This window comes from Pseudoduganella sp. UC29_106 (assembly GCF_044055365.1).
Taxonomy (GTDB): domain Bacteria; phylum Pseudomonadota; class Gammaproteobacteria; order Burkholderiales; family Burkholderiaceae_D; genus Rugamonas.
Genome location: NZ_CP171977.1, coordinates 4,882,782 through 4,909,314, shown reverse-complemented (window position 1 = coordinate 4,909,314; position 26,533 = coordinate 4,882,782). Strand labels below are relative to the sequence as shown.

Annotated in this window: 23 protein-coding genes and 3 pseudogenes; 14 read left to right on the top strand and 12 right to left on the bottom strand. The window is 61.9% G+C overall.

The window, feature by feature from the left end; translation table 11 throughout:
- The first annotated feature begins 186 nt into the window (after positions 1 to 186).
- Positions 187 to 657, top strand: coding sequence for a PEP-CTERM sorting domain-containing protein (locus tag ACHMW6_RS24590; RefSeq protein WP_395400735.1), 471 nt, complete (start codon positions 187 to 189; stop codon positions 655 to 657).
- Positions 650 to 1,717: a hypothetical protein gene (locus ACHMW6_RS24585; protein WP_395400733.1), complete on the top strand. Its 1,068-nt coding sequence runs from the start codon at positions 650 to 652 to the stop codon at positions 1,715 to 1,717. Before ACHMW6_RS24590 ends, ACHMW6_RS24585 begins: the two co-directional genes overlap by 8 nt.
- 101 nt (positions 1,718 to 1,818) lie before the next feature.
- Here ACHMW6_RS24585 and ACHMW6_RS24580 read toward each other — a convergent pair whose 3' ends face one another.
- Positions 1,819 to 3,948 carry an alpha-amylase family glycosyl hydrolase gene (locus ACHMW6_RS24580; protein ID WP_395400731.1) on the bottom strand — a complete coding sequence of 710 codons (2,130 nt, stop codon included), beginning with the start codon at positions 3,946 to 3,948 and terminating at the stop codon, positions 1,819 to 1,821.
- Between the two features lie 189 nt (positions 3,949 to 4,137).
- On the opposite strand from ACHMW6_RS24580, the gene ACHMW6_RS24575 reads away from it, so the two are divergent.
- Positions 4,138 to 4,710: a DJ-1/PfpI family protein gene (locus ACHMW6_RS24575; protein WP_395400729.1), complete on the top strand. Its 573-nt coding sequence runs from the start codon at positions 4,138 to 4,140 to the stop codon at positions 4,708 to 4,710.
- 21 nt (positions 4,711 to 4,731) lie between these two features.
- On the opposite strand, the gene ACHMW6_RS24570 is transcribed toward ACHMW6_RS24575, so the two are convergent.
- Positions 4,732 to 4,950 carry a hypothetical protein gene (locus tag ACHMW6_RS24570; RefSeq protein ID WP_395400727.1) on the bottom strand — a complete coding sequence of 73 codons (219 nt, stop codon included), beginning with the start codon at positions 4,948 to 4,950 and terminating at the stop codon, positions 4,732 to 4,734.
- Positions 4,951 to 5,081: 131 nt separating this feature from the next.
- Here ACHMW6_RS24570 and ACHMW6_RS24565 point away from each other — a divergent pair, with 131 nt between their 5' ends.
- From ACHMW6_RS24565 to ACHMW6_RS24545, 5 genes are all read left to right on the top strand, one after another.
- Positions 5,082 to 5,486 carry a VOC family protein gene (locus ACHMW6_RS24565; protein WP_395400725.1) on the top strand — a complete coding sequence of 135 codons (405 nt, stop codon included), beginning with the start codon at positions 5,082 to 5,084 and terminating at the stop codon, positions 5,484 to 5,486.
- 74 nt (positions 5,487 to 5,560) lie between these two features.
- The gene (locus tag ACHMW6_RS24560; protein WP_395400723.1) at positions 5,561 to 6,955 is read left to right on the top strand and encodes an ethanolamine ammonia-lyase subunit EutB; all 1,395 of its coding nucleotides are present in this window, start codon (positions 5,561 to 5,563) and stop codon (positions 6,953 to 6,955) included.
- A complete protein-coding gene (eutC, locus tag ACHMW6_RS24555; protein WP_395400721.1) occupies positions 6,952 to 7,734 on the top strand; it encodes an ethanolamine ammonia-lyase subunit EutC in 783 nt (260 codons plus the stop codon). Before ACHMW6_RS24560 ends, eutC begins: the two co-directional genes overlap by 4 nt.
- Before the next feature lie 23 nt (positions 7,735 to 7,757).
- On the top strand, positions 7,758 to 8,498 hold the full coding sequence (locus ACHMW6_RS24550) for a metallophosphoesterase family protein (RefSeq protein ID WP_395400719.1): 741 nt from the start codon (positions 7,758 to 7,760) through the stop codon (positions 8,496 to 8,498).
- A 14-nt stretch (positions 8,499 to 8,512) separates the two neighbouring features.
- Positions 8,513 to 9,253: a metallophosphoesterase family protein gene (locus tag ACHMW6_RS24545; RefSeq protein WP_395400717.1), complete on the top strand. Its 741-nt coding sequence runs from the start codon at positions 8,513 to 8,515 to the stop codon at positions 9,251 to 9,253.
- A gap of 26 nt (positions 9,254 to 9,279) precedes the next feature.
- Here ACHMW6_RS24545 and ACHMW6_RS24540 read toward each other — a convergent pair whose 3' ends face one another.
- Positions 9,280 to 9,633, bottom strand: coding sequence for a VOC family protein (locus tag ACHMW6_RS24540; protein ID WP_395400715.1), 354 nt, complete (start codon positions 9,631 to 9,633; stop codon positions 9,280 to 9,282).
- 62 nt (positions 9,634 to 9,695) lie between these two features.
- Here ACHMW6_RS24540 and ACHMW6_RS24535 point away from each other — a divergent pair, with 62 nt between their 5' ends.
- From ACHMW6_RS24535 to ACHMW6_RS24520, 4 genes are all read left to right on the top strand, one after another.
- A complete protein-coding gene (locus tag ACHMW6_RS24535; RefSeq protein WP_395400713.1) occupies positions 9,696 to 10,478 on the top strand; it encodes a transporter in 783 nt (260 codons plus the stop codon).
- A gap of 15 nt (positions 10,479 to 10,493) precedes the next feature.
- The gene (locus ACHMW6_RS24530; RefSeq protein WP_395400711.1) at positions 10,494 to 11,585 is read left to right on the top strand and encodes a patatin-like phospholipase family protein; all 1,092 of its coding nucleotides are present in this window, start codon (positions 10,494 to 10,496) and stop codon (positions 11,583 to 11,585) included.
- 97 nt (positions 11,586 to 11,682) lie between these two features.
- Positions 11,683 to 13,143, top strand: a complete 1,461-nt coding sequence (locus ACHMW6_RS24525; protein ID WP_395400709.1) for a catalase — start codon at positions 11,683 to 11,685, stop codon at positions 13,141 to 13,143.
- A 105-nt stretch (positions 13,144 to 13,248) separates the two neighbouring features.
- A complete protein-coding gene (locus tag ACHMW6_RS24520) occupies positions 13,249 to 14,373 on the top strand; it encodes a M14-type cytosolic carboxypeptidase (protein WP_395400707.1) in 1,125 nt (374 codons plus the stop codon).
- Here ACHMW6_RS24520 and ACHMW6_RS24515 read toward each other — a convergent pair whose 3' ends face one another.
- The 4 genes from ACHMW6_RS24515 to ACHMW6_RS24500 all read right to left on the bottom strand — a co-directional run bounded on the left by ACHMW6_RS24515 (position 14,374) and on the right by ACHMW6_RS24500 (position 17,910).
- Positions 14,374 to 15,075 carry a tetratricopeptide repeat protein gene (locus ACHMW6_RS24515; RefSeq protein WP_395408700.1) on the bottom strand — a complete coding sequence of 234 codons (702 nt, stop codon included), beginning with the start codon at positions 15,073 to 15,075 and terminating at the stop codon, positions 14,374 to 14,376.
- A gap of 74 nt (positions 15,076 to 15,149) precedes the next feature.
- Positions 15,150 to 15,773 (bottom strand): hypothetical protein, encoded by a 624-nt coding sequence (locus ACHMW6_RS24510; RefSeq protein ID WP_395400705.1) that lies wholly within the window; start codon positions 15,771 to 15,773, stop codon positions 15,150 to 15,152.
- Between the two features lie 153 nt (positions 15,774 to 15,926).
- Positions 15,927 to 16,550 carry a DapH/DapD/GlmU-related protein gene (locus ACHMW6_RS24505; RefSeq protein WP_395400703.1) on the bottom strand — a complete coding sequence of 208 codons (624 nt, stop codon included), beginning with the start codon at positions 16,548 to 16,550 and terminating at the stop codon, positions 15,927 to 15,929.
- Positions 16,551 to 16,668: 118 nt separating this feature from the next.
- Positions 16,669 to 17,910, bottom strand: coding sequence for a glycosyltransferase (locus ACHMW6_RS24500; protein ID WP_395400701.1), 1,242 nt, complete (start codon positions 17,908 to 17,910; stop codon positions 16,669 to 16,671).
- 101 nt (positions 17,911 to 18,011) lie between these two features.
- Here ACHMW6_RS24500 and ACHMW6_RS24495 point away from each other — a divergent pair, with 101 nt between their 5' ends.
- Positions 18,012 to 18,479: a CYTH domain-containing protein gene (locus ACHMW6_RS24495; RefSeq protein ID WP_395400699.1), complete on the top strand. Its 468-nt coding sequence runs from the start codon at positions 18,012 to 18,014 to the stop codon at positions 18,477 to 18,479.
- Between the two features lie 87 nt (positions 18,480 to 18,566).
- On the opposite strand, the gene ACHMW6_RS24490 is transcribed toward ACHMW6_RS24495, so the two are convergent.
- From ACHMW6_RS24490 to ACHMW6_RS24470, 5 genes and pseudogenes are all read right to left on the bottom strand, one after another.
- Complete coding sequence (locus tag ACHMW6_RS24490; protein ID WP_395400697.1) at positions 18,567 to 19,838, bottom strand: DUF2863 family protein; 1,272 nt, start codon at positions 19,836 to 19,838, stop codon at positions 18,567 to 18,569.
- Between the two features lie 245 nt (positions 19,839 to 20,083).
- Positions 20,084 to 22,792, bottom strand: a pseudogene (gene acnA, locus ACHMW6_RS24485) (aconitate hydratase AcnA).
- A 39-nt stretch (positions 22,793 to 22,831) separates the two neighbouring features.
- Positions 22,832 to 23,323, bottom strand: coding sequence for a hypothetical protein (locus ACHMW6_RS24480; RefSeq protein WP_395400695.1), 492 nt, complete (start codon positions 23,321 to 23,323; stop codon positions 22,832 to 22,834).
- 3 nt (positions 23,324 to 23,326) lie between these two features.
- Positions 23,327 to 24,326, bottom strand: a pseudogene (locus tag ACHMW6_RS24475) (HpcH/HpaI aldolase/citrate lyase family protein).
- 92 nt (positions 24,327 to 24,418) lie between these two features.
- Positions 24,419 to 25,408 (bottom strand): malate dehydrogenase, encoded by a 990-nt coding sequence (locus tag ACHMW6_RS24470; protein WP_395400693.1) that lies wholly within the window; start codon positions 25,406 to 25,408, stop codon positions 24,419 to 24,421.
- A gap of 259 nt (positions 25,409 to 25,667) precedes the next feature.
- On the opposite strand from ACHMW6_RS24470, the pseudogene ACHMW6_RS24465 reads away from it, so the two are divergent.
- Positions 25,668 to 26,464: pseudogene (locus ACHMW6_RS24465) on the top strand (GntR family transcriptional regulator).
- Positions 26,465 to 26,533: the final 69 nt, after the last annotated feature.

Sequence of the window (26,533 nt, the reverse complement as noted above, 5' to 3'; positions counted from 1 at the left end):
ACCCCGAATTGTGACCCGAATTGCAGATTGTTAATTTTTCCAAATGCAAACTTTAATGTCGCAAAATTTTACACATCGCATGTTGGAAGTTGAGCTAACTCAGCGTAATCAGGTACTTAGTTAATTGGCATGATTGATGCTTCGTTCTGATTGTAGTTTCCACTACTAAAATTAATGGAGCGCAAAATGAAAGCTACTACGCTGTTCAAGTCTTGCCTGCTAGCCTGCTCCGTTCTGGCAGGGGCTCACGCGATCGCCGATCCGATTGCTGTGAGCACGGTTAACAGTATTGAATTCAGCTTCATGAACTACAGCAGCACGCCGTTGCCCGGGTTTGGGAGCCTGCCTTTGCCGGGTTTCGACAACACGCCATCTCCAGTTTTTGGCGGCGGACCGTCGACTGGACCTGCGGCAGGCTCCCCCGCTGGAGCGCCGTCCGTGACCTTGCCATTGATCGTTCCGACTCCGCAGGAAACCAAGCCAATCATCGATGCAGCCGTGCCTTCGACGCCGGGCCAACCGATGCCTTCCCAGCTCATCGAAGCTCCAGTCCAGCCGCAACAGGTAGAGGAAGTGCCTGAGCCGGGGACGCTGGCTTTGCTTGGCCTGGGTCTGGCCTTTCTTGGCTTACGTCGCAGGGAGCAGGCACATGGTTAAGTCCCGCAGTCTGGCTTCACTTGTCCTGCTATCGTTGCTGGCTGCCTGCGGTGGGGGAGGAGGAGGCGGCTCGCAAGTCGTTGCGACCAATCCGCCGGTAAGCAATCCCACGCCCACCCCGCCCACGCCCACTCCGCCGTCGCCGACAGATGGCAATATCGTCACCACCGTACCTGCTCCGACTTATCTTCCCGGCAGCGGCAACCTAAACGTATTCAATGCCATCAACGCCTTGCGCGGCAAGATCGGTTCGGGCCTGCTGGCGCAAAGCCTGCAGCTCGACAAGTCGGCTGACGCGCACTGGAGCTACATCAACCAGAACGGCATCCAGGAAGTGCACGGCGAAACTGCCGGCAAGCCCGGCTTCACCGGCGTCCGCGCTGGCGACCGCATCGCCGCAGCAGGCTATAACGCTGCAGTCTCGGGCGAGGCGATCTACAGCACCAACGGTGCGGATAAATACGCCAGCTGCGTTGGGGAGTGGGCTAACTCTGTTTATCACGTGGCCTTGCTGTTTGCGAGTACGATCGATATTGGCGTGTCCGCCAACAACTTCACTCCCGCATCTGGGCAATCAACGCTTTGCGTGGTCGATATTGCTACGAGCACGACGCAATCCGGGCAGTTGCCGGGTGCCGGCAGCATTCGCGCTTATCCGTATGCAAACCAGGTGGACGTGCCTTACGTCTTCTTCAATCGCACCGAAACGCCAACGCCTGTGCCGGATTTGACGGAAGCGGGCACGCCGGTCACGGTGAGTTTCGAGACGCGAAGCCTGGCCGTCACCACGCCGATTGCAATCAGCCAGTTCACGCTGACCCCCGCCGGCGGTACGGCAGTCGAAGCACGAATTCTTGTGAACAAGGGCGGCAAGCTCGGGCCAGTCATTGCGACCAACGGGCCCGCGCTGACGGACGATCAACAGCTGCTGGGCTTCGCCGCCACGCTTGTGCCGGTGCAGCGCCTGAAGCCGGGTACGGTCTATAACGTTTCGTTGATCGCGGTGGTGGATGGCAAGACCATCGACAAGACGTGGTCCTTCACCACTGCGGCACAGTAAAACTGAGCTTTATTGAGCCTGCAACAGTACTGCAGCCTGCGTGGCTGAGAGCAGCCGCAAACAAGCGGGCCGCGGCTTTTGCCGGCAGCCCGCGCGGTGCATCAGGGCTGCCAGTTCACGTTCACCGTGGCCGTGCCGCTGGCCGGTGTGGTGAAGGTGTGGTTGCTGCCGCCTTCCCATACCGTCGGGTTGGCGCTCTTCTTCAGGAACTTGAAGCTGAGCGTGGTGGAGGCGGGCACGCTGACATCGGTGTACCAGTTCGGGTAGCTGTACACGACCTGATTGAACAGCGCGCCCAATGGTGCAGTTTCGCTCCAGTTGGTCAGCTCGAACTTGTCGCCGGAGAGATAGACGTTTTCGCCCGGCGACGTGGTCGCGTTGCTGACGACGAAGCGCAGCGTGATCTGTGGCCCGGTCAGGATCTCGAAGCTGCCCCAGTTGTCGCTGCTGACCGCGCCGGCCGTGACCACGCTGACGTTGTACTGCCCCGCCGCAACGGAGGGCACGAGCACCTTGACCTGCGTGTCTTCCCACGAAAGGATGTTCGCGCCGCTGACCGTGGTCGCGCCGAATTTCACCGTGCCCTGAGTGGCGCCGAAGCCGCGGCCATCGATAGTGATGGTCTTGCCGGGTGCTGACATATTCGGGCCAACGTGGCCAAGCTTCGGCGCGGTGGCCGCCGCATTGAAGTGCCATACTGCGATCGCGCCCGCCGCCAGCGTGAAGTTGCTGACCGCGCCGTTGGCGGCAACGGTGATGTTGTTGCCGCCAAGGCCAAGTCCATTCAGCACGTCCGTGTACGAGCCGGCCGGCAGCCCGGCGATGAAGCCCGAAATCGGCGTGGCGGTGGAGAGGTTGCGGTTGATCGCGACCACGGCCACGCTGTTGCCGAAGTTGCGCTCATAAATCAGCACATCGTTATTGACCCAGCGCTGCTGCGTGGTGCCGTAGGCGAAGGCGGGGTTCGATTTGCGCAGCGGGGCGAGCCGCGCCACCATCTGGTAGGCCGGCGTCGTGGTGGAGAAGGACGTCATCATCGCGCGGTTGTCCGGATCGCCCGTACCCTGCATGTATTGCTCGGTGCCATAGTAGATGGCCGGCACGCCGCGCGAGGTAAGCGTGAAGGCCAGCGCCTGTTCCAGCTTGCGGCCGCTGGCGCCGGCAACCTGGAAGCGCGGCATGTCGTGGTTGTCGATGAAGGTGACCTGGTCGCTCACGTGGGCGTACTGGCCGGACGTGTCGCTGATCATCTGGTTCAGCGACGTCATGTTCGCGGTGCCATCCTTGAACACTTGCCGCACCTTTTGCGCGAATTGGAAGTCCAGCAGGCTCATGCCGCTGCGGTTGGAGAAGTAGTGATTGGCGGGATCGACTTCGTTCTCGCTCAGGAACCACTCGCCGAAGGTGAACACCGGCTTGTAGCCATTGATGTAGGACATCAGGTTCTTCTGCCATCCGAAAGGCATGTGCTTGACCGCGTCCATGCGGATGCCATCGATGCCCAGGTCCAGCCAGGTCTTGACCGCGGCCTTCATGTAAGTGTCGACGGACGCGTTATTGTGGTTCAGGTCCGCCAGATCGAACAGGTTGCGGTAGATGCCGTCTTCCAGGTTGGAGAAGCTGGTGCCGCCGTTGTGGTGGAAGAAGTTGCTGGGGTCCGAGCCGTAACCGGCCAGCAGCGTGCCATTGTCGTACAGGCGGCCGTTCTCGCCGAAGGTGGAATCGGTGGCCGACGCGGGTGAGGTGTGGTTGGGCGCGAAGTCGATGATGACCTTGATGTTCTTCGCGTGCGCCGCGTTGATCATGCTGGTGAAATCGGTCAGCGTGCCGTAGGCGAGGTTGGGGCGCTTGAAGTCGCGCGCCCAGTAGCCGTGGTAGGAGGTGCTGTTGGTGCCGGAGTAGTTCAGCACCGCCGTGATGTTTTCAACCGGCTGCGAAATCCAGATGGCGGTGATGCCCATGCCGGTCAGGTAGCCGTCGTCGATCTTGTTCTGGATGCCCTTCCAGTCGCCTCCGCAATACAGCTTGCGCTGCGTGCAGCCGGGGCTGAAGGCGCTGCCGGTGGGATTGTTGGCGCTGTTGCCGTCCACCAGGCGATCGGTGACGATCTGGTAGATCACGTCCGTGTTGAAACCCTGCTTGTTGCCGACCGCGGTGTCCGGCGCGGCTTGCGCTTGCATGGCGAGTGCGGTGAGTGCGCAGGCAATGAGGGTGGTGCGTTTTGTCTCCATGGTTCTCCCTTTCGTATGGGGTTGTTGTGCGGGCTCAGTATGGAGTAGTTTTGCTACGGATTCGATTGAGTCGTGGCGTAAACGCGTCACTGCCGGTGTTTTTGTTATGTATTCTGACTACACGTTTCTTTGTAGTCGTTTTCCGCGTAAGCTGGTTGGGTCCTGATCACCTTAAGCAAGGAGAGACCGATGAACGCGAAGAAAATCTTGTTTCTGACTGGCGATTTTGCGGAGGACTACGAAACGATGGTGCCTTTTCAGGCATTGCAGATGGTGGGCCATACCGTGCACGCCGTATGCCCGGGCAAGAAGAGCGGCGAGAAGATCAAGACCGCCATTCACGACTTCGAAGGCGACCAGACCTATACCGAGAAACCCGGCCACCTGTTCACGCTGAACGCGAACTTCAACGATGCGAAGGTCAATGGCTACGACGCACTGATGATTGCCGGCGGACGCGCGCCCGAATACCTGCGCATGAACACGCAGGTGCTGGAGCTGGTGCAGGGCTTTGCCCGCAGCGGCAAGCCGATTGCGGCCATCTGCCACGGCGCGCAAATATTGACGGCGGCCGGTGTGATCGACGGCAAGCGCATCTCGGCCTATCCCGCCTGCGCAGCGGAAGTGCGCCTGGCTGGCGCTGAATACGTCGCACTTGAAATGGACCAGGCGATCACCGACGAAAACTTCGTCACGGCGCCCGCCTGGCCCGCACATCCACAGTGGCTGCGCCAGTTCCTCACGGTGCTGGAAGCGTATTGACCACTGCCGGGATGCAGCGGATCAGCGCTGTATCCCGTTGGAGACGCTGGCGTTGTCCATCGCCTTCTCGAAGCCTTCCTTGCTCACGACTTCAACGCCTTTCGGCTGCTTGCGCGGAATGAGGCTGCCGGTGACTTCGACTTTCTCTTCCTTTTCCGGGCCGCCGTCGGCAGTGATTTCGAAACCGGCGCAGCCGGTGGCAAGGGTGGCAAGGGCTAACACATATGTCAGGGATTTCATTTTTTCCTTGTGGTTGTTCATGACGACCGGCCAATCTATCATGCGCGTATAAAAAAAAATATCGGCAATTTGTCGAATATGAAGGGGCAGGTTCGTCGTGCTTATACCAACCAACCTAACGTGAGGACGTCATGAACAAGCAAATCTTTGTCAACCTGCCGGTCAAGGACCTGGAAAAGTCGAAAGCCTTCTTTGCTGCGCTGGGCTATACCTTCAATCCCCAGTACACCGATGAAAACGCCGCCAGCATGATCATCAACGATGGCAGCATTTATGCGATGCTGTTGACCGAGGCTTTCTTCAAGGGCTTCACGAACAAGCCTATCGTCAATGCGAAGGAGGCGACCGAGGTGCTGGTGTGCCTGACCTGCGACAGCCGCGCCGAAGTCGATGAGCTGGTGCGCAAGGCCGTGGCGGCAGGCGGCAAGGTGCCGCGCGCGGCGCAGGATCATGGCTTCATGTATGCACACGGGTTTGAGGACCTGGATGGGCATGTGTGGGAGCTGGTGTATATGGAGCCGGGGGCTCCGCAGTAAACCAACGGCGTAAAGCAGGTGTCTGCCACATCGTGGCAGACACCAGGTTTGGGCCTTGGGTTTTGGGGGAAGCCATGGGCGGGTACAGGAAGGCAGTTGGCGCGACCACTTACATCTTCCGCGACTTGAAGGACTTGATGGCCAAGGCCACGCCGCCCCGCTCGGGCGACCTGCTGGCGGGCGTAGCCGCGTCCAGTGCGGAGGAGCGCGTGGCGGCGCAAATGGCGCTGGCCGATCTGCCGCTGACAGTCTTCCTCAACGAAGCGCTGGTCCCGTATGAAGAAGACGAAGTCACGCGCCTGATCATGGACAGCCACTCCGCCGCCGCCTTCGCGCCCATCCGCCACCTGACCGTCGGCGACTTCCGCAACTGGCTGCTGGACGAAAACACGGATGCGGGCACGCTGCGCGCCGTAGCGCCGGGCATCACGCCTGAAATGGCCGCGGCGGTGAGCAAGATCATGCGCAATCAGGACCTGATCCTGGCCGCGTCCCGATGCCAGGTCACCACGGCCTTTCGCAACACGCTTGGCCTGCCGGGCACTTTGTCCACGCGCCTGCAGCCGAATCACCCGACCGACGATGCGAGCGGCATCGCAGCAAGCATTCTCGATGGCCTGTTGTATGGCAGCGGCGACGCCGTTATCGGCATCAACCCCGCCACCGATAACGTAGGCCAGGTGATCCATCTCGTCACGATGCTGGACGAGATCATCAGCCACTTTGCCATCCCCACCCAGTCCTGCGTGCTGACCCATGTGACCAACACGCTCGCTGCGATCGGGCGCGGCGCGCCGGTGGACCTGGTATTCCAGTCGATTGCGGGCACCGAAGCGGCCAACCGCAGCTTCGGCGTCAACCTCGTCTTGCTGGACGAAGCACGCCAGGCCGCCCTGTCCCTGGGTCGCGGTACGGTCGGGAACAATGTGATGTACTTTGAATCGGGGCAGGGCAGTGCGCTTTCCGCGTCCGCCAACCACGGCATGGACCAGCAGACATGCGAGGCGCGCGCCTATGCGGTGGCGCGGCGCTTCGAGCCGCTGCTGGTGAACAGCGTGGTGGGCTTCATCGGCCCTGAATACCTCTACAACGGCAAGCAGATCATCCGCGCCGGCCTGGAGGACCACTTCTGCGGCAAGCTGCTTGGCCTGCCCATGGGCGTGGACGTCTGCTACACCAACCATGCGGAAGCGGACCAGGATGATATGGACGTCCTGCTTACCTTGCTGACCGCTGCCGGCGTGACCTATGTAATGGGCGTGCCCGGCGCGGACGACATCATGCTGAACTACCAGAGCACTTCCTTCCACGATGCGCTGTATGCGCGCAGGCTGCTGGGCAAGCGTCCCGCGCCGGAATTCGCGGCCTGGCTGGAAGCTTCGGGCATCTTTGGACCGGATGGATTGCCGGCGGCGCAGCCGCCCGCAATCTTCCAGCCGGCGCTGAAGCGCCTGCAGGAGGGCGGATGATGGACGGCGCGCTGAAAAAATTCACCACGGCCCGCGTGGCGCTGGGGCGGCACGGCGCCAGCCTGCCCACGTCGCCGCAGCTGGCCTTTCAGCTGGCCCATGCGCGGGCACGCGACGCAGTGCATACGGCGCTGGAGCCGGAGCCGCTGCGCACCGCGCTGGCCCAGGCGCTGGGTGTGGATGCTCCGCCTTGCCTTACGCTGCACAGTGCAGCGTCCTCGCGCGAAATTTATCTGCAGCGGCCCGATCTAGGCCGGCGGCTCAGCGACAGATCGCGCACGGCCTTGCTGGCGCTGGCGGGTGCACAGCGCGATGTGGTCTTGGTGGTGGCGGACGGGCTGTCCGCGCTGGCTGTCCAGCAGCATGCCGCGCCGTTCCTGGCGGCGCTGGCGCCGCGCTTGCGCGCCGATGGCTTCACGCTGGCGCCGCTGACCGTGGTCCTGCAGGGCCGGGTGGCGATCGGTGACGAAATCGGCGAAGCGCTGGGTGCAAGGGCGGTAGTGGTGCTGATTGGCGAGCGCCCCGGTCTCAGCTCGCCGGACAGCATGGGGCTCTACCTGACCTGGGCGCCCCGGCCGGGTTTGACCGATGAGGCGCGCAACTGCATCTCGAACGTGCGCCCCGACGGTTTGTCGTATGAAGCCGCGGCCTATCGACTGCACTACCTGCTGGACCAGTCGCGCAAGTTGCAGCTGTCCGGCGTTCAGTTGAAGGATGAGACGGAAGCCGCGCCCGGCACGCTGCCAGGCGGCCGCAGCTTCCTGCTGCCGATGGTATAGTGGTCCGCGTAAAGGAGGTCTTCATGCGGATCGCGGCAATTTCGGATATTCATGGCAATTTGTGGGCACTGGAGGCCGTGCTGGCCGATATCGGGCGGCGCGGCGTGGACATGGTCGTCAACCTCGGCGACATCCTGTCCGGCCCACTCATGCCGCGCGCCACGGCGGAGCGGCTGATGGCTCTGAATTTTCCGACCATTGCGGGCAATCACGAGCGGCAAGTGCTGGAGGGCGATCCGGCGAACATGGGCGCATCCGACCTGTATGCCCACAAGGACATCACGGACGAGCAGCGCGACTGGATGCTGCGCCTGCCCAAGTGCCTGCGCGTGGGCGACGATGTAGTGCTGGTGCATGGCACGCCGGACTCGGACCTGATCTATTTCATGGAAACGGTCACGGAGCAGGGCGCGCGTCCTTCCACGCACAATGAAGTGCTGGAACGCGCCGGCAATGCGGACGCTTCCCTCATCCTGTGTGGTCACACCCATTTGCCGCGCGCCATGCGCCTTGATGACGGCCGCCTGGTTGTCAATCCCGGCAGCGTGGGGTTGCAGGCGTTTTCGGTTGACCAGCCTTTTCCACACAAGGCCGAAAATCTCACGCCGCATGCGCGCTATTGCATCGTCGAGCGCAGCGCCGCAGGCTGGTCGATCGCCCAGTACGCTGTAGCCTACGACTGGGATTCCGCCAGCGACCTCGCGGTGCGCAATAATCGTCCCGAATGGGGATTCGCCCTGCGCACCGGGCGAATGCCCGAATAGACAAGGGGGCGGCTATGCGAATCGCTGCCATTTCAGATATTCACGGCAATCTCTGGGCGCTGGAGGCGGTGCTGGCCGATATCGAGCGGCGCGGCGTGGACATGACGGTGAACCTGGGTGATATCCTGTCCAGCCCATTGCAACCGCGCGAAACGGCCGAGCGCCTGATGCCGATGGACTTGCCGACGATTTCGGGTAACCACGAACGCCAGGTGCTCGAAGATGATCCGGCCAGGCTGAGCGTCGAGGACAAATATGCCTTCGATCACATCACGGACGAGCAGCGCGACTGGATCCGTGCCCTGCCCAAGACCCTGCGCATCGCCGATGACGTGCTGCTGGTGCATGGCACGCCAGGCTCGGATGTCCGCTATTTCATGGAAACGGTCACGCAAGAAGGCAGGCGCGCCGCCACGCACGAAGAAGTGCTGGAGCGCGCCGGCGATGTGCAAGCCTCGCTGATCATGTGCGGCCACACCCACATTCCGCGCGCATTCCGTCTTGACGATGGCCGCCTGATCGTCAACCCCGGCAGCGTCGGCTGGCCGGCCTTTGACGACACGCATCCCTTCTACCATAAGGCGGAGAACAACACGCCCCACGCGCGCTACGGCATCTTCGAGCGCACGCCCTTCGGCTGGGCGATAGAACACCACGCCGTTGCCTACGACTGGAACGGGGCGAGCGAGTTCGCCGCCCGCAACAACAACGCTGAATGGGCCTACCTGTTGCGCACGGGCCGCATGCCCCGCTAGCCTGGGGCTGGCGCTCTGGAGATCAGTCAGCCACGGTGGCTGACTTCGATGAGAATGCCGCCGGGCGCCTCGGCATAGAATGCCAGCACGCCATACATCACCGCCGGCGGCGCGGGTAGCGGCAACTGCGCCTCTGCCAGGCGCTGGTAGGCCGCATGCACCGCCTCGTCGGATGGTTGCAGGAAGCCGATGTGAAATCCGGGCGGATAGGCCACTGGCTGGTCCGCCTGGTTCAGCACCACGATAAAGCCGCCGTCGCCGCGCAGGATAGCCATTCCCGGCACGGGCGTTGGCAGCCGCTCGAATCCGAATCCCTTCTCGAAGTAGTTGACCGCACCTTCCAGATCGCTGACCGGCATGTCGATATGGTTCAGCTGCATGGCTGCTCCCATGTAGAGTTGGACTTGTATAATCGTAAGCTATATCCGGGTCGGAGAACACAATGCCGAATAAGCTTGCATGGGTGCTGGCGCTGGTCGCCATGCATGGAGCCGCCATCGCTGCGGAGGACGACGCCATCTCGACCGACCGTCCCGACTTCGTGGATTCCTCGGACGTGGTGGGCAAAGGCCGTGTCCAGATAGAAGCAGGCTTCGCGCAGGACCGCAACCGCGATGCAGGCCTGAAGGAGCGGACCAGCAGCACGCCGCTGCTGCTGCGCTTTGGCGTGGCCGATGATCTCGAGCTGCGCGTGCAGACCGATGGCCGCATGCGCTACCGCGCCGATGGTGCAGCCTATGCCCGCGAGCGCGGCTGGGGCGATTCGGCGCTCAGCGTAAAGTGGCATGTCCGCGACGGCGAGGGCGCCACGCCCGCCATCGGCGTGATTGGCCAGCTGGATTTCGCCAGCGGCTCACAAGCCTTCAAGGGCAGCGGCACGCGGCCTTCGCTGCGCGCCACGGCGGAATGGGAGCTGGCGCCGGAATGGTCGATCGGGCTGATGCCTGGCCTCGTGGCCGACCGTGATGACCGCGGCCGCCACTTCGCCAGCGGCATGTTCGGCGTTTCGCTGGACAGGGAATGGACCGAGCGTGTGCACAGCTACTTCGAGCTCGCCGCGCCGCGCATCGCCAAAATCCAGAACGGCGGCACGACGTCGAGCTTCGACTTCGGCGGCACTTACCTGCTGACGAAGGACTGCCAGCTGGACGCCGGCCTGTCACGCGGCCTTAACCATCGCACGGCAGACTACAGCTTTACATTCGGGCTTTCGGTCCGGCTCTGAACAAGGAGAACCCTCGTGGTGAAACAGAAGGAAGCGCAGGCTTTGCCGGGAAAAGTGGTGCTGGTGCTGCAGGGCGGGGGCGCGCTGGGCGCCTATCAGCTCGGCGTCTACCAGGCCATGCACGAAGCAGGCGTGGAGCCGGACTGGGTGATCGGCACTTCGATCGGCGCGCTGAACGGCGCCATCATCGCGGGCAATCCGCCGGAGGAGCGCCTGAACCGCCTGCGCCAGTTCTGGCAAACGATGGAGCAGCACTCGGCGCTGTTCCCCAACATGCCGCGCCTGTTCGCCAACGCACTCACCGTCACCCAGGGCATTCCGGCCTTCTTCGACCCGAATCCAATGACGTGGTGGAATCCGGCGGCCAAGGTGGGCATCGAGAATGCCGCCTTCTACCGCACCAATGCGCTGCGCAATACGATGGAGTCGCTGATCGACTTCAAGTACCTGAACGAGCGCCATACGCGGCTCACTGTCGGCGCGGTCAGCGCGCGCAATGGTGTGATGCGCTACTTCGATACGCGCAAGGAAGCGCTGGACGTGAGCAATATCCTGGCCTCGGCCGCCATTCCGCCCGCCTTTCCGGCAATCCGCATCGGCGAGGAACCCTATTGGGACGGCGGCATTTACTCGAACACGCCGATCGAAGCGGTGCTGGACGATGAACCGCGCCGCGATTCCGTGATTTTCTCGGTCCAGGTCTGGAACCCGGACGGCAGCGAGCCGCAAAGCGTGCTCGATGTGCTGGAGAAGCACAAGGAAATCCAGTACGCGAGCCGCGCCAGCCACGTGGAACAGCAGCGCAAGCTGCACCGCCTGCGCCACGTGATCCGCGAGCTGACCAAGAAGCTGCCGGAGGAGGTGCGCCAGTTGCCGGACGTGCGCGAATTGTCGCTGTGGGGCTGCGGCACTTCCATGCATATTGTGATGATGAAGGCGCCCCACCTGCATTGCGAGGACCACACCAAGGACATCGACTTCTCGCAGGACGGCATCCACCAGCGCTGGCAGGCGGGCTACAAGGATGGCAAGCGGGCCTTCAAGGCCAAGCCCTGGGCGGAGGAGCCGGACCCGATCGAAGGGATCGCCATCCATGAGCACTTTTAGGATGTGGCTATCGGATAGATAGAATCAATCAAATTTATTTATTGGTCTTGCCTCCTTAGAATGCTTGCATCCGTTCACAACGCAAGAGGAGAAGGCCATGAGCCAGAAAATGACCACTGCGTCCGGTATTCCGGTCGCCGACAACCAGAATTCCCTCACCGCCGGCCCGCGCGGTCCGGTGCTGCTGCAGGACTTCCACCTGATCGAGAAGCTGCAGCACTTCAATCGTGAACGCATTCCCGAGCGCGTGGTGCACGCCAAAGGCTCGGGCGCTTATGGCACGTTCACCGTGACCCACGATATCTCGAAGTACACCAAGGCCAAACTGTTCTCCAGCATAGGCAAGCAGACCGCAGCCTTTGTGCGCTTCTCCACCGTGGGCGGCGAGAAGGGCAGCGCCGACACCGAACGCGATCCGCGCGGTTTCGCCGTCCGCTTCTACACCGAAGAAGGCAACTGGGACCTGGTGGGCAATAACACACCGACCTTCTTCCTGAAGGACGGCATCAAGTTCCCGGATTTCATCCACACGCAGAAGCGCGATCCTCAGACCAACCTCAAATCGCCGACCGCGATGTTCGACTTCTGGAGCAAGGCGCCCGAAAGCCTGCACCAGGTCACGATCCTGTTCTCCGACCGCGGTACGCCGGATGGCTATCGCTTCATGGATGGATTCGGCAGCCATACCTTCAGCCTGATCAACGATGGCGGCGAGCGGGTCTATGTGAAGTGGCACCTGAAGACGCAGCTGGGCATCAGGAATTTGTCCGCCGCGGACGCGGTGCGCCTGGCCGGTGAAGATCCGGATTACGCACAGCGCGACCTGTTCGGCGCCATTGCGTCCGGCGATTTCCCGCGCTGGGATGTGAAGGTGCAGGTGGCGACCGAGCAGCAACTGGCGGACTGGGAAGCCCGCACCGGCTGGAATCCGTTCGACCTGACCAAGGTCTGGCCGCACGGCGACTTCCCGCTGATTCCGGTGGGTGTACTGGAACTTAACCGCAATCCGGTCAACTATCACGCCGAGGTGGAGCAGGCGGCCCTGTCGCCGGCCAATGTGGTGCCGGGCATGGGCTTCTCGCCGGACAAGATGCTGCAGGCGCGCCTGTTTGCTTATCACGATGCGCAGCTGTACCGCGTTGGCACAAATCACCAGCACCTGCCGGTCAATGCGCCGCGCTGTCCTTTCCATAACCAGCAGCGCGATGGTTCCATGGCGTTTGCCAATGGCGGCGCGGAGCAGAATTTTGCGGCTGTGCAGGCTGGCGGTTCAGCGCCCTACGGCATGGGACATGGGGAGCCGCCGCTGGCGCTGTCCGGCGGGGCAGGGCGCTATGACGGACGGGGGCAGGAGGATGATTTCACGCAGGCAGGGAATCTGTTCCGCCTGTTCTCGCAGCAGGAAAAGCTGAATCTCTTCGAGAACCTGGCGGTGCCGATGAGCCAGGTGAGCGATGAGATCATCCAGCGGCAGCTGGCGCAGTTCGACCGCGCCGATCCGGCATACGGCGCCGGCGTGCGCGCGGCGCTCAAGTCTCGGGGACGCAATATCGATTAAAACCCAAGGCGTAACCCAAGTGGCTGCCACATCGTGGCAGCCACTAGATTCTGATTCGGGTTGTACAATTACGGAATCCTAAGACTTTCCGAAAACGGGACCGTAATGACCATCAAGATCAGCCAGAACTTCGACTCCGGCGCCATCGAGGTGCTGCGCGCCGACAACGCAGCCAACATCGAACTGAACCTCCGCAAAGACTCGCACGCAGATATCCACCAGTGGTTCCACTTCCGCCTGCAGGGCGCGCGCGGCGAAGCCGTGACGATGCGCTTCCTGAATGCGGGCCAGGCGACTTACGCCAAGGGCTTCGAGGACTACCACGCCGTGGCAAGCTACGATGGCGAAACCTGGTTCCGCGTGCCGACGTCCTTCGACGGCCAGGTCATGACGATCAAGCACACCCCGCACAACGACAGCGTCTACTACGCCTACTTCGAGCCGTATTCGTGGGAACGCCATCTGCGCCTGCTGGGCGAAGTGGCCGAGAACCCGGTTGCGCGCGTGCTCGATATCGGCTCCACGGTCGATGGCCGTGACATGAACCTGGTCGTCATCGGCGAGCCGGAAGCGGAAAAGAAGATCTGGTTCATCGCCCGCCAGCACCCGGGTGAATCCATGGCCGAGTGGTTCATCGAAGGCCTGATCGATGCCCTGCTGGACGACGCCAACCCGATCTCGCGCAAGCTGCTGCAGCGCTGCTGCTTCTACATCGTACCGAACATGAACCCGGACGGTTCCGTGCGCGGCAACCTGCGCACCAATGCGTCCGGCGCGAACCTGAACCGTGAATGGATGACGCCATCGCCGGAGCGCTCGCCGGAAGTGCTGTGCGTGAAGCAGAAGATCCACGAAACGGGCGTCGACATGTTCTTCGACATCCACGGCGACGAAGCCCTGCCATACAATTTCGTGGCCGGCAATGAAATGCTGGAAAACTTCACGCCGGAGCAGATGGCGCGCCAGAAGAACTTCATCGAGCGCTACAAGCAGTCCAGCCCGGACTTCCAGGACAAGTACGGCTACGCGCCGTCCAAGTACAAGGAAGACATGCTGACCCTCGCTTCCAAGTACATCGGCCACCACTTCAAGGTGCTGTCCCTGACCCTGGAAATGCCGTTCAAGGACAACGCAGACCTGCCAGTGCCAAGCGTCGGCTGGAACGGTGCACGCAGCGCCACGCTGGGCGCTGCCATCCTGCAGCCTATCCTGCTGTCGCTGGACGAGTAATTACAGCACCTTCAGCAAGGCCTTCGCCTCATCCGCCTGCGGGAAGGGGCGGCGGTCGGCAAACAGCTTCTCCAGTTCCTTGCGGGCGCCAGCCTTGTCGCCCGACTTCTGCATGGCGAGCGCCATGTGGAAGCGGATATCCTTGGCATCCGGTACCAGTTTTGCCGCGTTTTGCAGGAGCGGCAAGCCGCGCTTGATATCGCCTTTCTCGACCAGCAGCCAGCCCACGGTGTCCATGATCACGGGGTCGTACGGCGCCAGTTTCAGCGCGCGTTCGGCCGTTTCCAGGGCCCGCGGATCCTTGTCCTGCTGATAGACCACGGCCAGATTGTTCAGCGCGACATGACTGTCCGGCTTCAGTTTCAGCACGGCGAGCAGGGCTTCGGCGGCGGGCTTGTACTGCTTTTCACCGGAATAATACTGGGCCTGGTAGAGCGGGACCTTTGTATCGTAGGGATAGGACTGGCGCCATTGAGCCATGCGGGCTTCCGCTTCCTTCGCTTTGCCGGCCTGCGTCAATGTGTCGGCGATCTTGATCATGGCCTCGGGCGATTTGACCAGGGCGTATGCCTTTTCATAGGCGGGCAGGGCGTTCGCCAGTTGCTGCTGCTTGACGTACAAGTCACCTTCCAGCACATAGCCGATCGGGGATTTGGGATCCCTCTTTTGAACATCGCGCACCATGGCCAAAGCGTCGGCCAGGTGCCCAGCTGAACACTACATCCTGGAACAGAATAGGGATGCCGCCGGCATGATTGCCGCAGCCGCTCAGCTGGTTACAAGTAATTTTCAGCGATGCGCTCAGGGCCTTGAGCAAACAGGCCTGAGTCCACTTGCAGGAAGGTGGAAATCAGCGCATCTGCAGAGAAGGCGAAGTCCGGGACGGTGCCCCGGCGCCTATCGTGATGTGCTGGTGAAGCCCGATGCCGAGGAGTTGGTGCTGATGCCGTTGGCGGCGCCGGAGGTCGCCAGGTGGCTCTCGGCGATCGTTTGGGCGTTAAACACGGGGCGTGGACAATCCGGGCATCCGCGTAGGAATAATCACCTGGGCCAGCGGCGCCAACCGGCGTGATCGTGGTCGCCGTGAACTGGCTGTTGTTGGATACCGGTGGAGCCGTAGTGCCGACCACAGCGATTGGGGCATCGGAAATAGCGGTGCCGCCGGTTGGGCCAGCACCCACACCGTTCAGCGTAGCGCTGGCGGTCGAGGTGTCGACGGAGTTGGTGAACGTGATGCCACCGTTTTGCGCGGTAACGGCGAAGTTCTGGATGTTCGCATACGCGACAGCATGTGCGTCTGCTTGTGCGCTGCCCGCAGCACCGTCATCAGGACGGCGGATGCCAGCGCGGCCATTTAGAATTTGGATGGTTTCATTTTCGATTCCTGGTTGGTTATGCATTGGGGAAGTCTTTGTTCTCGGGCGAGTCGAAAATTACCTCGTTATCCATATAGCAATCGGCGTGCCAGAAATCGGTAGTACCGTCAAATCAATAGGTTAGAAACGCGTCTTGAATATTTCCAGTTTTAATTGCTGCATAGATTTAGGGACGGATCACGTGGCGGAAGCGACCTTGGAAATCCGGCGTGCCGGGGTGCCACCCCACACCTCCCCTGCCTTGATTTCAGTGCCTTTTACGACCACCGCATTGGCAGCAACGATGGCGTTGTCGTGAATGGTCGTGCCAGCCAGCACCAGGGCATTGGCGCCGATTGTCACATTGTTGCCGATCTGGATTGGAAAGTGAGCGAGCTCGATTCCTTCGACCACATGCGGAATCAGCAAGGCCGATTCACCAACAATCGTATTGGCGCCTATAGTCACGAACATGGGATCGTACATAATTCCTGAACAGTAAGTGTTCGGGCCAAGCCGCGCGCCCAGCGCCTGATAAACCAGGCGCATGATGGGAACCGGGATGAATCGGGTGCGGATCAGGGTGTTCAGCAGCACGAGATAGAACAGGCAGTGCACCTGGTAGGCGTATTCCTGGCTGTGCCCCACCGGAATGGAGCCTTCCCGCAGCGGTATGAGCCAAAAGAGCACGCGATGTACGACAATCGCGTACACGTAGACGCCCACAACGAAAATGGCGCTGACGACGACGCTACGGAATTCGCCCAAAGCGTCCAGATATGTCCAGGCCAGCCATGCCGTGGCCAGGGCGAGCGCCAGCACCGCAGTCAGTCCTGAGGAGAATGTCGCTATCGCGTTTGGTCGCATTACTCGCATCGTGCCTCCCAAGCCATCGGATCGTTGAAGTGGGAAGTATAGCAGTCAGGTACCGCTGGGCAATTCACTTGTAACCCTGAACCAGCCTGCTTTCCGGGCCGATGCTTGTAAGGATTTCCGACACGATTTCATTGAATCTCGCGCCGGCATCATACTGGGCAAAAGTGCTGGCGATCTGGCGGGCAGCGCTTGCGGGCTGAGGACTCGCCAGCATGCTCTCAACCGTTTGCGCCAATGCCGCAGGATCGAATCGGTCGGCACGCAAAAGGGCGCCGGCGCCGGCAGCAGTGACGCCCTGCATGTTCAGGAACTGGTCCAGGTTGCTGGCGATGCCGATCACCGGCACGCCTGCCACCAGGGCCTGCTGGGAAGTCGGGCTGCCGCCGTTGCAGATCACCAGGCTGGCGCGGCGTGCGGCATCGTCTCCCGGCAGGAAATCCGCCACGCGGGCGTTGTCCGGCACGTCCGTGACCGCGATCTTGCCGGCGGTGGCGGCAATCACGGTGACGGGCAAGCCGGCCAGCGCCTTGAGCGCCGCCGGCAGCAGTTCACCCTGGCCCGAACTGCCCAGGGTCATATAGATCAGCGGCCGATCCGTCGGCAGTTGGCCCCACCAGTCGGGTACCGGGATGGGCGGCGACCACAGCACTGGGCCGATGAAGCGGTGATTGGCGGGCAGCCCGTCTACTTTGAATAATTCCGGCACGTCGGCATACAGCGTGTAGTCGGCGTCGGTGTACACCCGGTTCAGGTCGAAACCCAGTGAGGGCATGCCGGCCTTGCGCCGCACATTGTTCAGGGGCAGGGTATGTAAGCCGAACGCAATAGGACGCGCCAGCCGGAACAGAGGATCGGCGATGCCAAGCGGCAGGAACCTGGTCAGCGGGATATTCGGAACCGTGTAGCGTTGTGTGACGAAAGGACTCCAGTAGGCATTGATCAGGGAGATATAGGGCACGCGAGCCTGGCGTGCGCTGATTGACAGCGACAGGCGGAAGTCGCCGACTACCACATCCGGGGCAACTTTTTCCAGCAGACGGCGGTCTTCTTCCACATAGCCCGCCAGCGTGGCTTCGTCGTAGACCGGTTTGCCTTCCGCCAGGGCGGCCAGGAACTGCGCGCTTGAAATGCTGGTGATCGGCCAGCGCGTGAAGTCGGTATCCTTGAAACAGAAGTCGTAGCCGGCCGCGCAGGCGAAGTGGATCTCGTATCGGGAGCGGTCAAGTGTGGCGGCCAGGGTCAGGGCACGGGCGACGTGGGCCAGCGTCACAGCTTCCGCGACGAAGAGTATTTTTTTGCGTGGCATATGTGCCCTTGGTAATCAGATGCCAAAAAGTAGCAGGGAGCTCCCCGTCCAGTCAATCCCGGTATGGCACAATCCAGCTTTGAGCAGAGTGAGGAAATGCCATGGGCATCGAGATTGAGCGCAAATTCCTGGTGGCGCATGACGCCTGGCGCAGCCAGGGCGAGCCGGTGCTGCTGCGCCAGGGCTATCTCTCCTCGCATCCGGAGCGCGTGGTGCGCGTGCGCATTGAGGGCAGCAGGGCGGTGATGACTATCAAGAGCAAGAACACGGGCGCGAGCCGCGGGGAGTGGGAATATCCGCTGCCGATGGAGGATGCGGCCGAGTTCCTGGACAAGCTGTGCGAGCAGCCCATCATCGAGAAGTACCGCCGCAGGATTCCTTTCGGCGGCTTCACCTGGGAAGTCGATGAATTCCTTGGTGCGAACGCGGGGCTCGTGGTGGCAGAGATCGAGCTGCCGAGCGAGGATACGCAGTTCGATAAACCGGATTGGGCCGGGGAGGAGGTGACGCATGACCGGCGTTATTACAACTCGGCGCTGGTGGCGCAGCCTTTTTCGAAATGGCGCTAGTGGGCCGCTGGCTGTCTTAGAACCAAAGGCGTGAAGCTAGTGTCAGCCACGATGTGGCTGACACTTGGGTTACGCCGTGGGTTTTAATTAATGGAAGTGCTCGGTACCGGTCGGTGCGTCCTCGGGCATTTCAGCGTGCACCAGCTCGCCGGACGGGTCGGCGAAGAGGGGCGCGCCGCAATCGTCGCAATACTCGGCCACATACTTCTCGCCCAGTTTCTTCACCTGCGAAACACCCGCAGAGCTCAGGTGCTCGACGATCTCTTCCACCGGCGTCCGCGGCTTGATCATCTCCGTCAGGTGGCCGGCCGTGATCGGGCCTTCGGGCGGCGTGCCTTCCTCATCTTCCTGGCCATACAGCGGCCATACCACGCCGTAGATCACGTCGCTGTCGTTGCGGCGGGTGAAGGCGACGCGGTATTCATCGATCTGGCCATCGGGCGCGGATTCGTCGCCGAAGCCGGCAATCACGGCGCGCAGCTCGTTCGGCTCGCAGGCCAGCGAATGCGTCAGGTAGTGCACGGCAGCGCGGATCGAGACGGGGCGAATCAGCTTGTCCGCCTCGCGGCAGGCCATGTAATACGCTTCCGGCAGCAGCAGTTCGATGCCGCAGCCCGGCAGCAGGCGCGCCACGGTCGGCGTGGCCTGCGTGGTCCAGGCTTCGAGCGCGGCGTTGCGCTCTTCCGCCGGATTCAGGCCGGCGCCCTGCATCTGCCAGCGGAACAGCGGACCGCCGTGCGGCGCCACCACGGCCGCCACCAGGTAGCGCGTGTCGGCCAGGAAGGGCGCCGTTTCGGGCGTCTTCGTGTCCATCTTCACGGCTATGCCCTTCAGCGCGGATTGCGCCAGCTTGTGCGTCTTCGAATAGGCTTCCGCATGGGTGCGCGGCAGCTGGTCGATCGAATACAGCGAGGACGACATGGCCATATGCGTGCCGTCCGCCAGCAGGTGGGCGGAGAAGTGGGCCGATAAGGTGTTCAGGATGTCGGCCGGGATCTGGCCGGAAGCGATGGAAAAACGGGTCCAGGCCAGGACCGGGGCGGCCACCAGCAGCACGTCGTACTCGCGCGGCTGGCCGTCCACTTCGACCACGATGGTGTCGGACTCGCTGACGGCTTCCACGCTGTCCATCAGGATGTCGTAGGCGTTGAGGTCCACGCTGAACAGCGAGTTCAGGGCGGAGTCGATAGTGTCCTGGTGACCGGTGCGCAGCAGCTTATGCAGCTGGGCATCCAGCGTGCGCTCCCAGTTGCGCTCTTCAATGCGGGAGGCGGCCTGGCCCACGGCTTGGGCTAGGGTTAGAAGGCGCTGGCTGTCGGCGGACAATTTCTGGGTTGAATCTTTAGATGGTCGACGCATAGCGCTTTTTTAGGAGTGTAAAAAGAAACTCTGTTACAGCTATTGTAGTGGATTCGGCAAGAAACGGCGCTCCCAAAAAATAATGGCGGCTCGCAAGGATCCGCCATCATTTGAATTTACCGGCTCGCACGCACGGCGGATCAATGATCCGCCCTACGCGTCAATGATTAATCGTCAAACATGCGATGGGCCGCCGGGCGGCGTAGGGCGGATCATTGATCCGCCGTCTACGCGCCGTCCGCGACTTACGCCGCCAGCAGCTGGCGCAGGACGAACGGCAGGATGCCGCCGTGCTTGTAGTAGTCCACTTCGATCGGGGTATCGATACGCAGCAGGACCTGCACTTCCTGCGACGAACCGTCGGCGCGGTGGATCACCAGGGTAGCCTGTTGCTGAGGCTTGATATCGCCTTCCAGGCCCTTCAGGTCGTACACTTCCTTGCCGGTGATGCCCAGCGATTCCACGGAATCGTTGCCGATGAACTGCAGCGGCAGCACGCCCATGCCAACCAGGTTGGAACGGTGGATACGCTCGAAGGAACGGCAGATCACGGCCTTCACGCCCAGCAGCTGGGTGCCCTTGGCTGCCCAGTCGCGGGAAGAGCCGGTACCGTATTCTTCGCCACCGAAAATCATGGTCGGGGTGCCCGCAGCGATGTACTTCATGGCTGCGTCGTAGATCGACAGCTGTTCACCGGACGGCTGGTGAATGGTGATGCCGCCTTCCACCGCGGAACCGTCGGCCTTCGGCGGGATCATCTTGTTCTTGATACGCACGTTGGCGAAGGTGCCGCGCATCATGATCTCGTGGTTGCCGCGGCGCGAGCCGTAGGAGTTGAAGTCGGCCTTCATCACGCCGTTTTCCTTCAGCCACTTGCCTGCCGGGCCGTCTTCCTTGATGGAGCCTGCCGGGGAGATGTGGTCGGTGGTGATGGAGTCGCCGAACACGCCAAGTGCGCGCGCGCCGGAAATGCCGGCTTCAGCAGCCTGCGGCTTCATCTGGAAGCCTTCGAAGAACGGAGGTTCGGCGATGTAGGTCGAATCCGGCCAGTCGTAGACCTGGCCTTCGACGGAGGACACGGCTTCCCACAGCTTGCCCGGCGCGCCCTTCACGTCGGCGTAGTTTTCCTTGAAGACCTTGGAGTTCATCGCGAACTTCATCAGCTTCTGGATCTCGGCGGAGGTCGGCCAGATGTCGCCCAGGTAGACGTCCTTGCCATCCTTGCCCTGGCCGACCGGCTCGGTCATCAGGTCGCGGGTCACGTTGCCGGCGATCGCGTAAGCGACGACCAGCGGTGGCGATGCCAGGAAGTTGGAGCGGATGTTCGGGTGGATACGCGCTTCAAAGTTACGGTTACCGGACAGCACAGCCGCTGCCACGATATCGTTCTGGGTGATGGTCGCGTTCAGTTCCGGGGTCAGGTCGCCGGCATTGCCGATGCAGGTGGTGCAGCCGTAGGCGGTCACGCCGAAGCCCAGCTTTTCCAGGTAAGGCAGCAGGCCGGCGGCGGTCAGGTACTCGGTTACCACGCGCGAGCCGGGAGCCAGCGAGGTCTTGATGTGCGGCGCGACGTTCAGGCCGGCTTCCACCGCCTTCTTGGCCAGCAGGCCGGCAGCCAGCAGCACGCTCGGGTTCGAGGTGTTGGTGCAGGAAGTGATCGCGGCGATCAGCACGTCGCCGTTCTTCACGTGCACGCCATTGCTGGTGGTGTAGGTGTTGGTCAGGTCGTCGGCTGCCTTGTTGAAGCCATTCTCGGTGGTCGGCTTGGAGAACAGCTCAGTGAAGGTGGACTTCACGTTGCCGATTTCGATACGGTCTTGCGGACGCTTCGGGCCGGCCAGCGACGGGGTCACGGTAGCCAGGTCCAGGTGCAGTTCGCGAGTGAAGTCGATGTCGCCTTTCTTCGGCACGCCGTACATGCCCTGCGCCTTGAAGTAGGACTGGAAGGCGGCGATTTCATCCTTGGTGCGGCCGGTGCCTTCGAAGTATTCGATGGTCTTGTCGTCGACCGGGAAGAAGCCCATGGTCGCGCCGTATTCCGGCGCCATATTCGGCGATGGTCGCGCGGTCGGTCACGGTCAGGGACTCGGTGCCTTCGCCGAAGAATTCGACGAACTTGCCCACGACTTTCTCTTTACGCAGCATTTCGGTGATGGTCAGCACCAGGTCGGTCGCGGTGCAGCCTTCGCGCAGGGAGCCGGTCAGGTTCACGCCGATCACGTCCGGGGTCAGGAAATACACCGGCTGGCCCAGCATGCCGGCTTCCGCCTCGATGCCGCCCACGCCCCAGCCCACCACGCCGATACCGTTGATCATGGTGGTGTGGGAGTCGGTGCCCACCAGCGAGTCAGGGTAGTACACGCCGGAGCCATTGTGCACGCCGCGTGCCAGGTATTCCAGGTTCACCTGGTGCACGATGCCGAAGCCTGGCGGCACCACGCCGAAGGTGTCGAAGGCTTGCATGCCCCACTTCATGAACTGGTAGCGCTCATTGTTGCGCGAGAATTCCAGCTTCATGTTCAGGTCCAGCGCCTTCGGCTCACGGAAGTGGTCGATGGTCACGGAGTGGTCGACCACCAGGTCAACCGGCACCAGCGGCTCGATCTTCTTCGGGTTCACGCCCATCTTGGAGGCCACGTTGCGCATGGCAGCCAGGTCGGCCAGCAGCGGCACGCCGGTGAAGTCCTGCAGAACGACGCGGGCGACGACGAACGGGATCTCGTCGGTACGGGCCGCGGTCGCGCCCCAGTTGGCCAGCTGCTTCACGTGTTCTTCGGTAACCTTTTTACCGTCGCAGTTGCGCAGCACCGATTCCAGCACTACGCGGATCGATACCGGCAGGCGGGAGATTTTGGCGCCCAGTTCCTTTTCCAGCGCAGGCAGGGAATAGAACTTACCCTTCTGCTGCCAGAAATAGGGAAATCCTTGAGCGTATTCAGTGTATTGCGGGACATGACCTCTCCTTCAGGTGGGTATCGTCTGTTATTAATAAATCAAAGACCGTTCTTTTGTTCGGCCGTCTTGCATTCATTCGCCAGTTGGCGGTTCGCCTTCGAATCGAGCAGCATGCCCTTGGCGGGAATGCCGATCCAGATCAGCCCATACAGCTTGTTTTCGAATCGCTCGGCGCCGGTGGTGGTGGCCACGCGGGTCAGGCGGTGCAGGCGCTGCTTCCAGCGCAGGGCGATGTGGTCGACATCGTTGGCGTTCTTGTAGATCGTGATCTTGTTGCCCAGTTCGCAGGCGTATTCGGTCACGGCATGCTCGGCGATGCTGGGTTCGTCGGCTTCTTCATTGGGCTCGCCATTGGCGGCAGCGGCGCCGCCGACCGCAGCCGCGGCTCCGGCGGCGGCTTTCTTGCCGTTGCCGTTTTTCTTCTTGGCGCTTGCTGTGGTATTCGGTTGGTTCTGTGCTGCTTCTGCCAGCGGCGCCAGGGCCAGCGATGCGCCGGCGGCGATGGCAAGCAGGAATTTCGTGATGCTCATGACTCAGTTGTCTCCAGGTGTTTCTCGATCGCCCAGGAGGGCGGCTACATTGTCCGGCAGCGGCAGTCCCGCGAGACGTGCGCGCTGCAGAACCGTCCAATAATATCGGTAGCTCGCGCGGTCGTGCAAGCGGCCGTGCTGGGAGATCGGTCCCCACTGGACCTTCTCCGCTTCATGCAGGATCGCAGCCGCTTCATTGACCTCGGAGACGCGAGGTGTGAAGGCCTTGATCACCGGCTTGATCTGGCTCGGATGAATGCTCCACATGCGGGTGTAGCCGAATTCGGCGGCCGCGCGCTGGGCGTCCGTAGCCACTACGGCCGAATCCTTGATTTCGGTCGTCACATTATGCGAAGGCACCTTGCCGTGGGCATGGCAGGCCGCCGCTATTTCCAGTTTAGCGCGTACTACCAGAGGGTGCACGAACTGACCGGGGGTCCGCATCGCGTTGCCGGGAATGGCGCCGTAATGGGCGGAGACGAAGTCCATGATGCCGAAGGAAAGGCACTCGACCTGGGGCAGGGCGGCGATGTCGTGCACGTCGCGCAGGGCGCCGTGGGTCTCGATCAGCACATGGACCGGCAGGTTTTCGCGCCCGGCCTTCTTCGCGTACTTGTTGACGATCTCGATGCCGCGCATGACTTCCTGCGCGCTCTCGGGCTTGGGCAGCACGATGTAGGCCAGCTTGTGGCCCGCCTCGCTGCAGATGATTTCCACGTCGCGCTCGAAGAAGGGGCTGCTGATGTCGTGGACGCGGGCGCCGATGCGGTTGAATTCATTGGCCTCGTCCAGCAGCAGCAGGGCCACCAGCTTGGCGTGGGATTCCTCGTTGCCGGCGGCGGCGCCGTCCTCGCAATCGAAGGTGATGTCGAACAGGGGGCCAAGCTTCTTGTTGCAGGGCCATGGATTTGCGCATCAGCTTCTCGTTGCCGGCGTAGTGATCGCAGGCGGGAAGCAGCAGCGGCTGGCGTGTGCCCTGGAATAAGACCTCGGATGGGTGCATGGAAGCAGAAGGACAGACGCCGCGCTGCCCGGGGCAGCGCGGCGGGTACGGCGGATCGGTGGTTTGACCGGTTCCACTGTGTTACGGATGGATTACGGCAGCAGGTGCTTCACGCCTTCACGCTCTTCGGTCAGTTCCTTCAGCGTGAGATTGATGCGCTCTTGCGAGAACGCGTCGATTTCCAGGCCCTGGACGATCTTGTATTCGCCGTTCTCGGTGGTCACCGGGAAGCCGAACATGATGCCTTCAGGGATGCCGTAGGAACCGTCGGATGGAACACCCATGGTGGTCCACTTGCCGTTGGTGCCCAGTACCCAGTCACGCACGTGGTCGATCGCTGCATTGGCTGCGGAAGCGGCGGAAGACAGGCCGCGCGCTTCGATGATCGCTGCGCCGCGCTTGCCCACGGTCGGCAGGAAGGTGTTGGCGTTCCATTCCTGGTCGTTGATCAGTTCCTTGACGGACTTGCCGTTCACGGTGGCGAAGCGGTAGTCGGCGTACATGGTCGGGGAGTGGTTGCCCCATACGGTCAGCTTTTCAATGTCTTTCACCTGGGTGCCGGTCTTGGCAGCCACTTGCGACAGGGCGCGGTTGTGGTCCAGGCGCAGCATGGCGGTGAAGTTCTTGGCCGGCAGGGAAGGCGCCGACTTCATTGCGATATATGCGTTGGTGTTGGCAGGGTTGCCGACCACCAGCACCTTCACGTTGCGCGAAGCGACGGCGTCCAGCGCCTTGCCCTGCACGGTGAAGATCTGTGCGTTAGCTTCCAGCAGGTCCTTGCGCTCCATGCCCGGGCCACGCGGACGCGCGCCAACCAGCAGGGCCACGTCGGCATCCTTGAAGGCGGTCATCGGGTCGGAGTGGGCGGTCATGCCGGCCAGCAGCGGGAAAGCGCAGTCGTCGATTTCCATCATCACGCCTTTCAGCGCTTTCTGGGCTTTCTCGTCCGGGATTTCGAGCAGTTGCAGGATAACTGGCTGGTCTTTGCCCAGCATGTCGCCGTTGGCGATGCGGAACAGCAGGGAATAGCCGATCTGGCCGGCAGCGCCGGTGACGGCAACACGCATTGGGGTTTTAGCCATGATGAATCTCCAAAGTTGGAATAGAAAACGGTCCGAAGCACGTAATGATACCGCAACAACGTGGTTGAATTTGCACGCTGCACGAACTATGCTCATCCTGTTCAGGTCGGCGCGTACGCAAGGCTGCCAGGACCAGCATCGACGGCGAGTGTAGGCTTCTATTTGCTCACTGTCAATCGTATCTTATGTCTTATATAAGACAGATAAGTATGCGGGTTTTTCTGGACGCGCAAGGGCTTTTGTGGTGAAATCGCGGTCTATGAACCCCGTCCCGCCCAATCAGAACAACAACGGCGCAAGTGCGCCAGCGGCGCCCGCCCCAAGTGCGGCGGCAGGTCCATCTCCCACTTTTTCTCCCCTCTACCAGCAGATCAAGGCCCTCATCACGCAGAGCCTGCAGTCCGGCGAATGGAAGCCGGGCGAGCTGATTCCCAGCGAAGTTGAACTGGCCGGCCGCTTCAAGGTCAGCCAGGGCACGGTGCGCAAGGCGATCGACGAGCTGGCGGCGGAGAACCTGGTGGTGCGCAAGCAGGGCAAGGGTACTTTCGTCTCCACCCACCACGAGGAACGCGCCCATTTCCGCTTCCTGCGCCTGATGCCGGACGAGGGCGTGCCGCACTACCCGGAGAGCAAATTCATCGAGGTCAAGCGGCTGCGTGCGCCCGCCGACGTGGCGCGCCTGCTTGATCTAAAATCCGGTGACTCGGTCGTCTACATCAAGCGTGTGCAGTCGTTCGACGGCGTGCCGACCATCGTCGAAGAAATGTGGCTGCCCGGCCTGATCTTCAAAGGCCTGACCGCCGAACGCCTGAACGAGTACAAGGGGCCGATGTATGGCCTGTTCGAATCCGAATTCGGCACGCGCATGATCCGCGCGGCCGAAAAATCCGCGCCGTGTGCGCCGGGGAGGGTGATGCCGAGCTGCTGAAAGTGGCGGCCGGCACGCCGTTGCTGGCCAGCGAGCGGGTGTCTTATACCTACGGAGACAAACCGGTGGAATTGCGGCGCGGCCTGTATCTGACCGAGCGCCACCACTATCAAAATGACTTGAGTTGAGGCGTGTTAGCGGGTCGATAACTTTTGGATGCGCCGCAATAAAATTTTGGTTATATGTAACAATACATA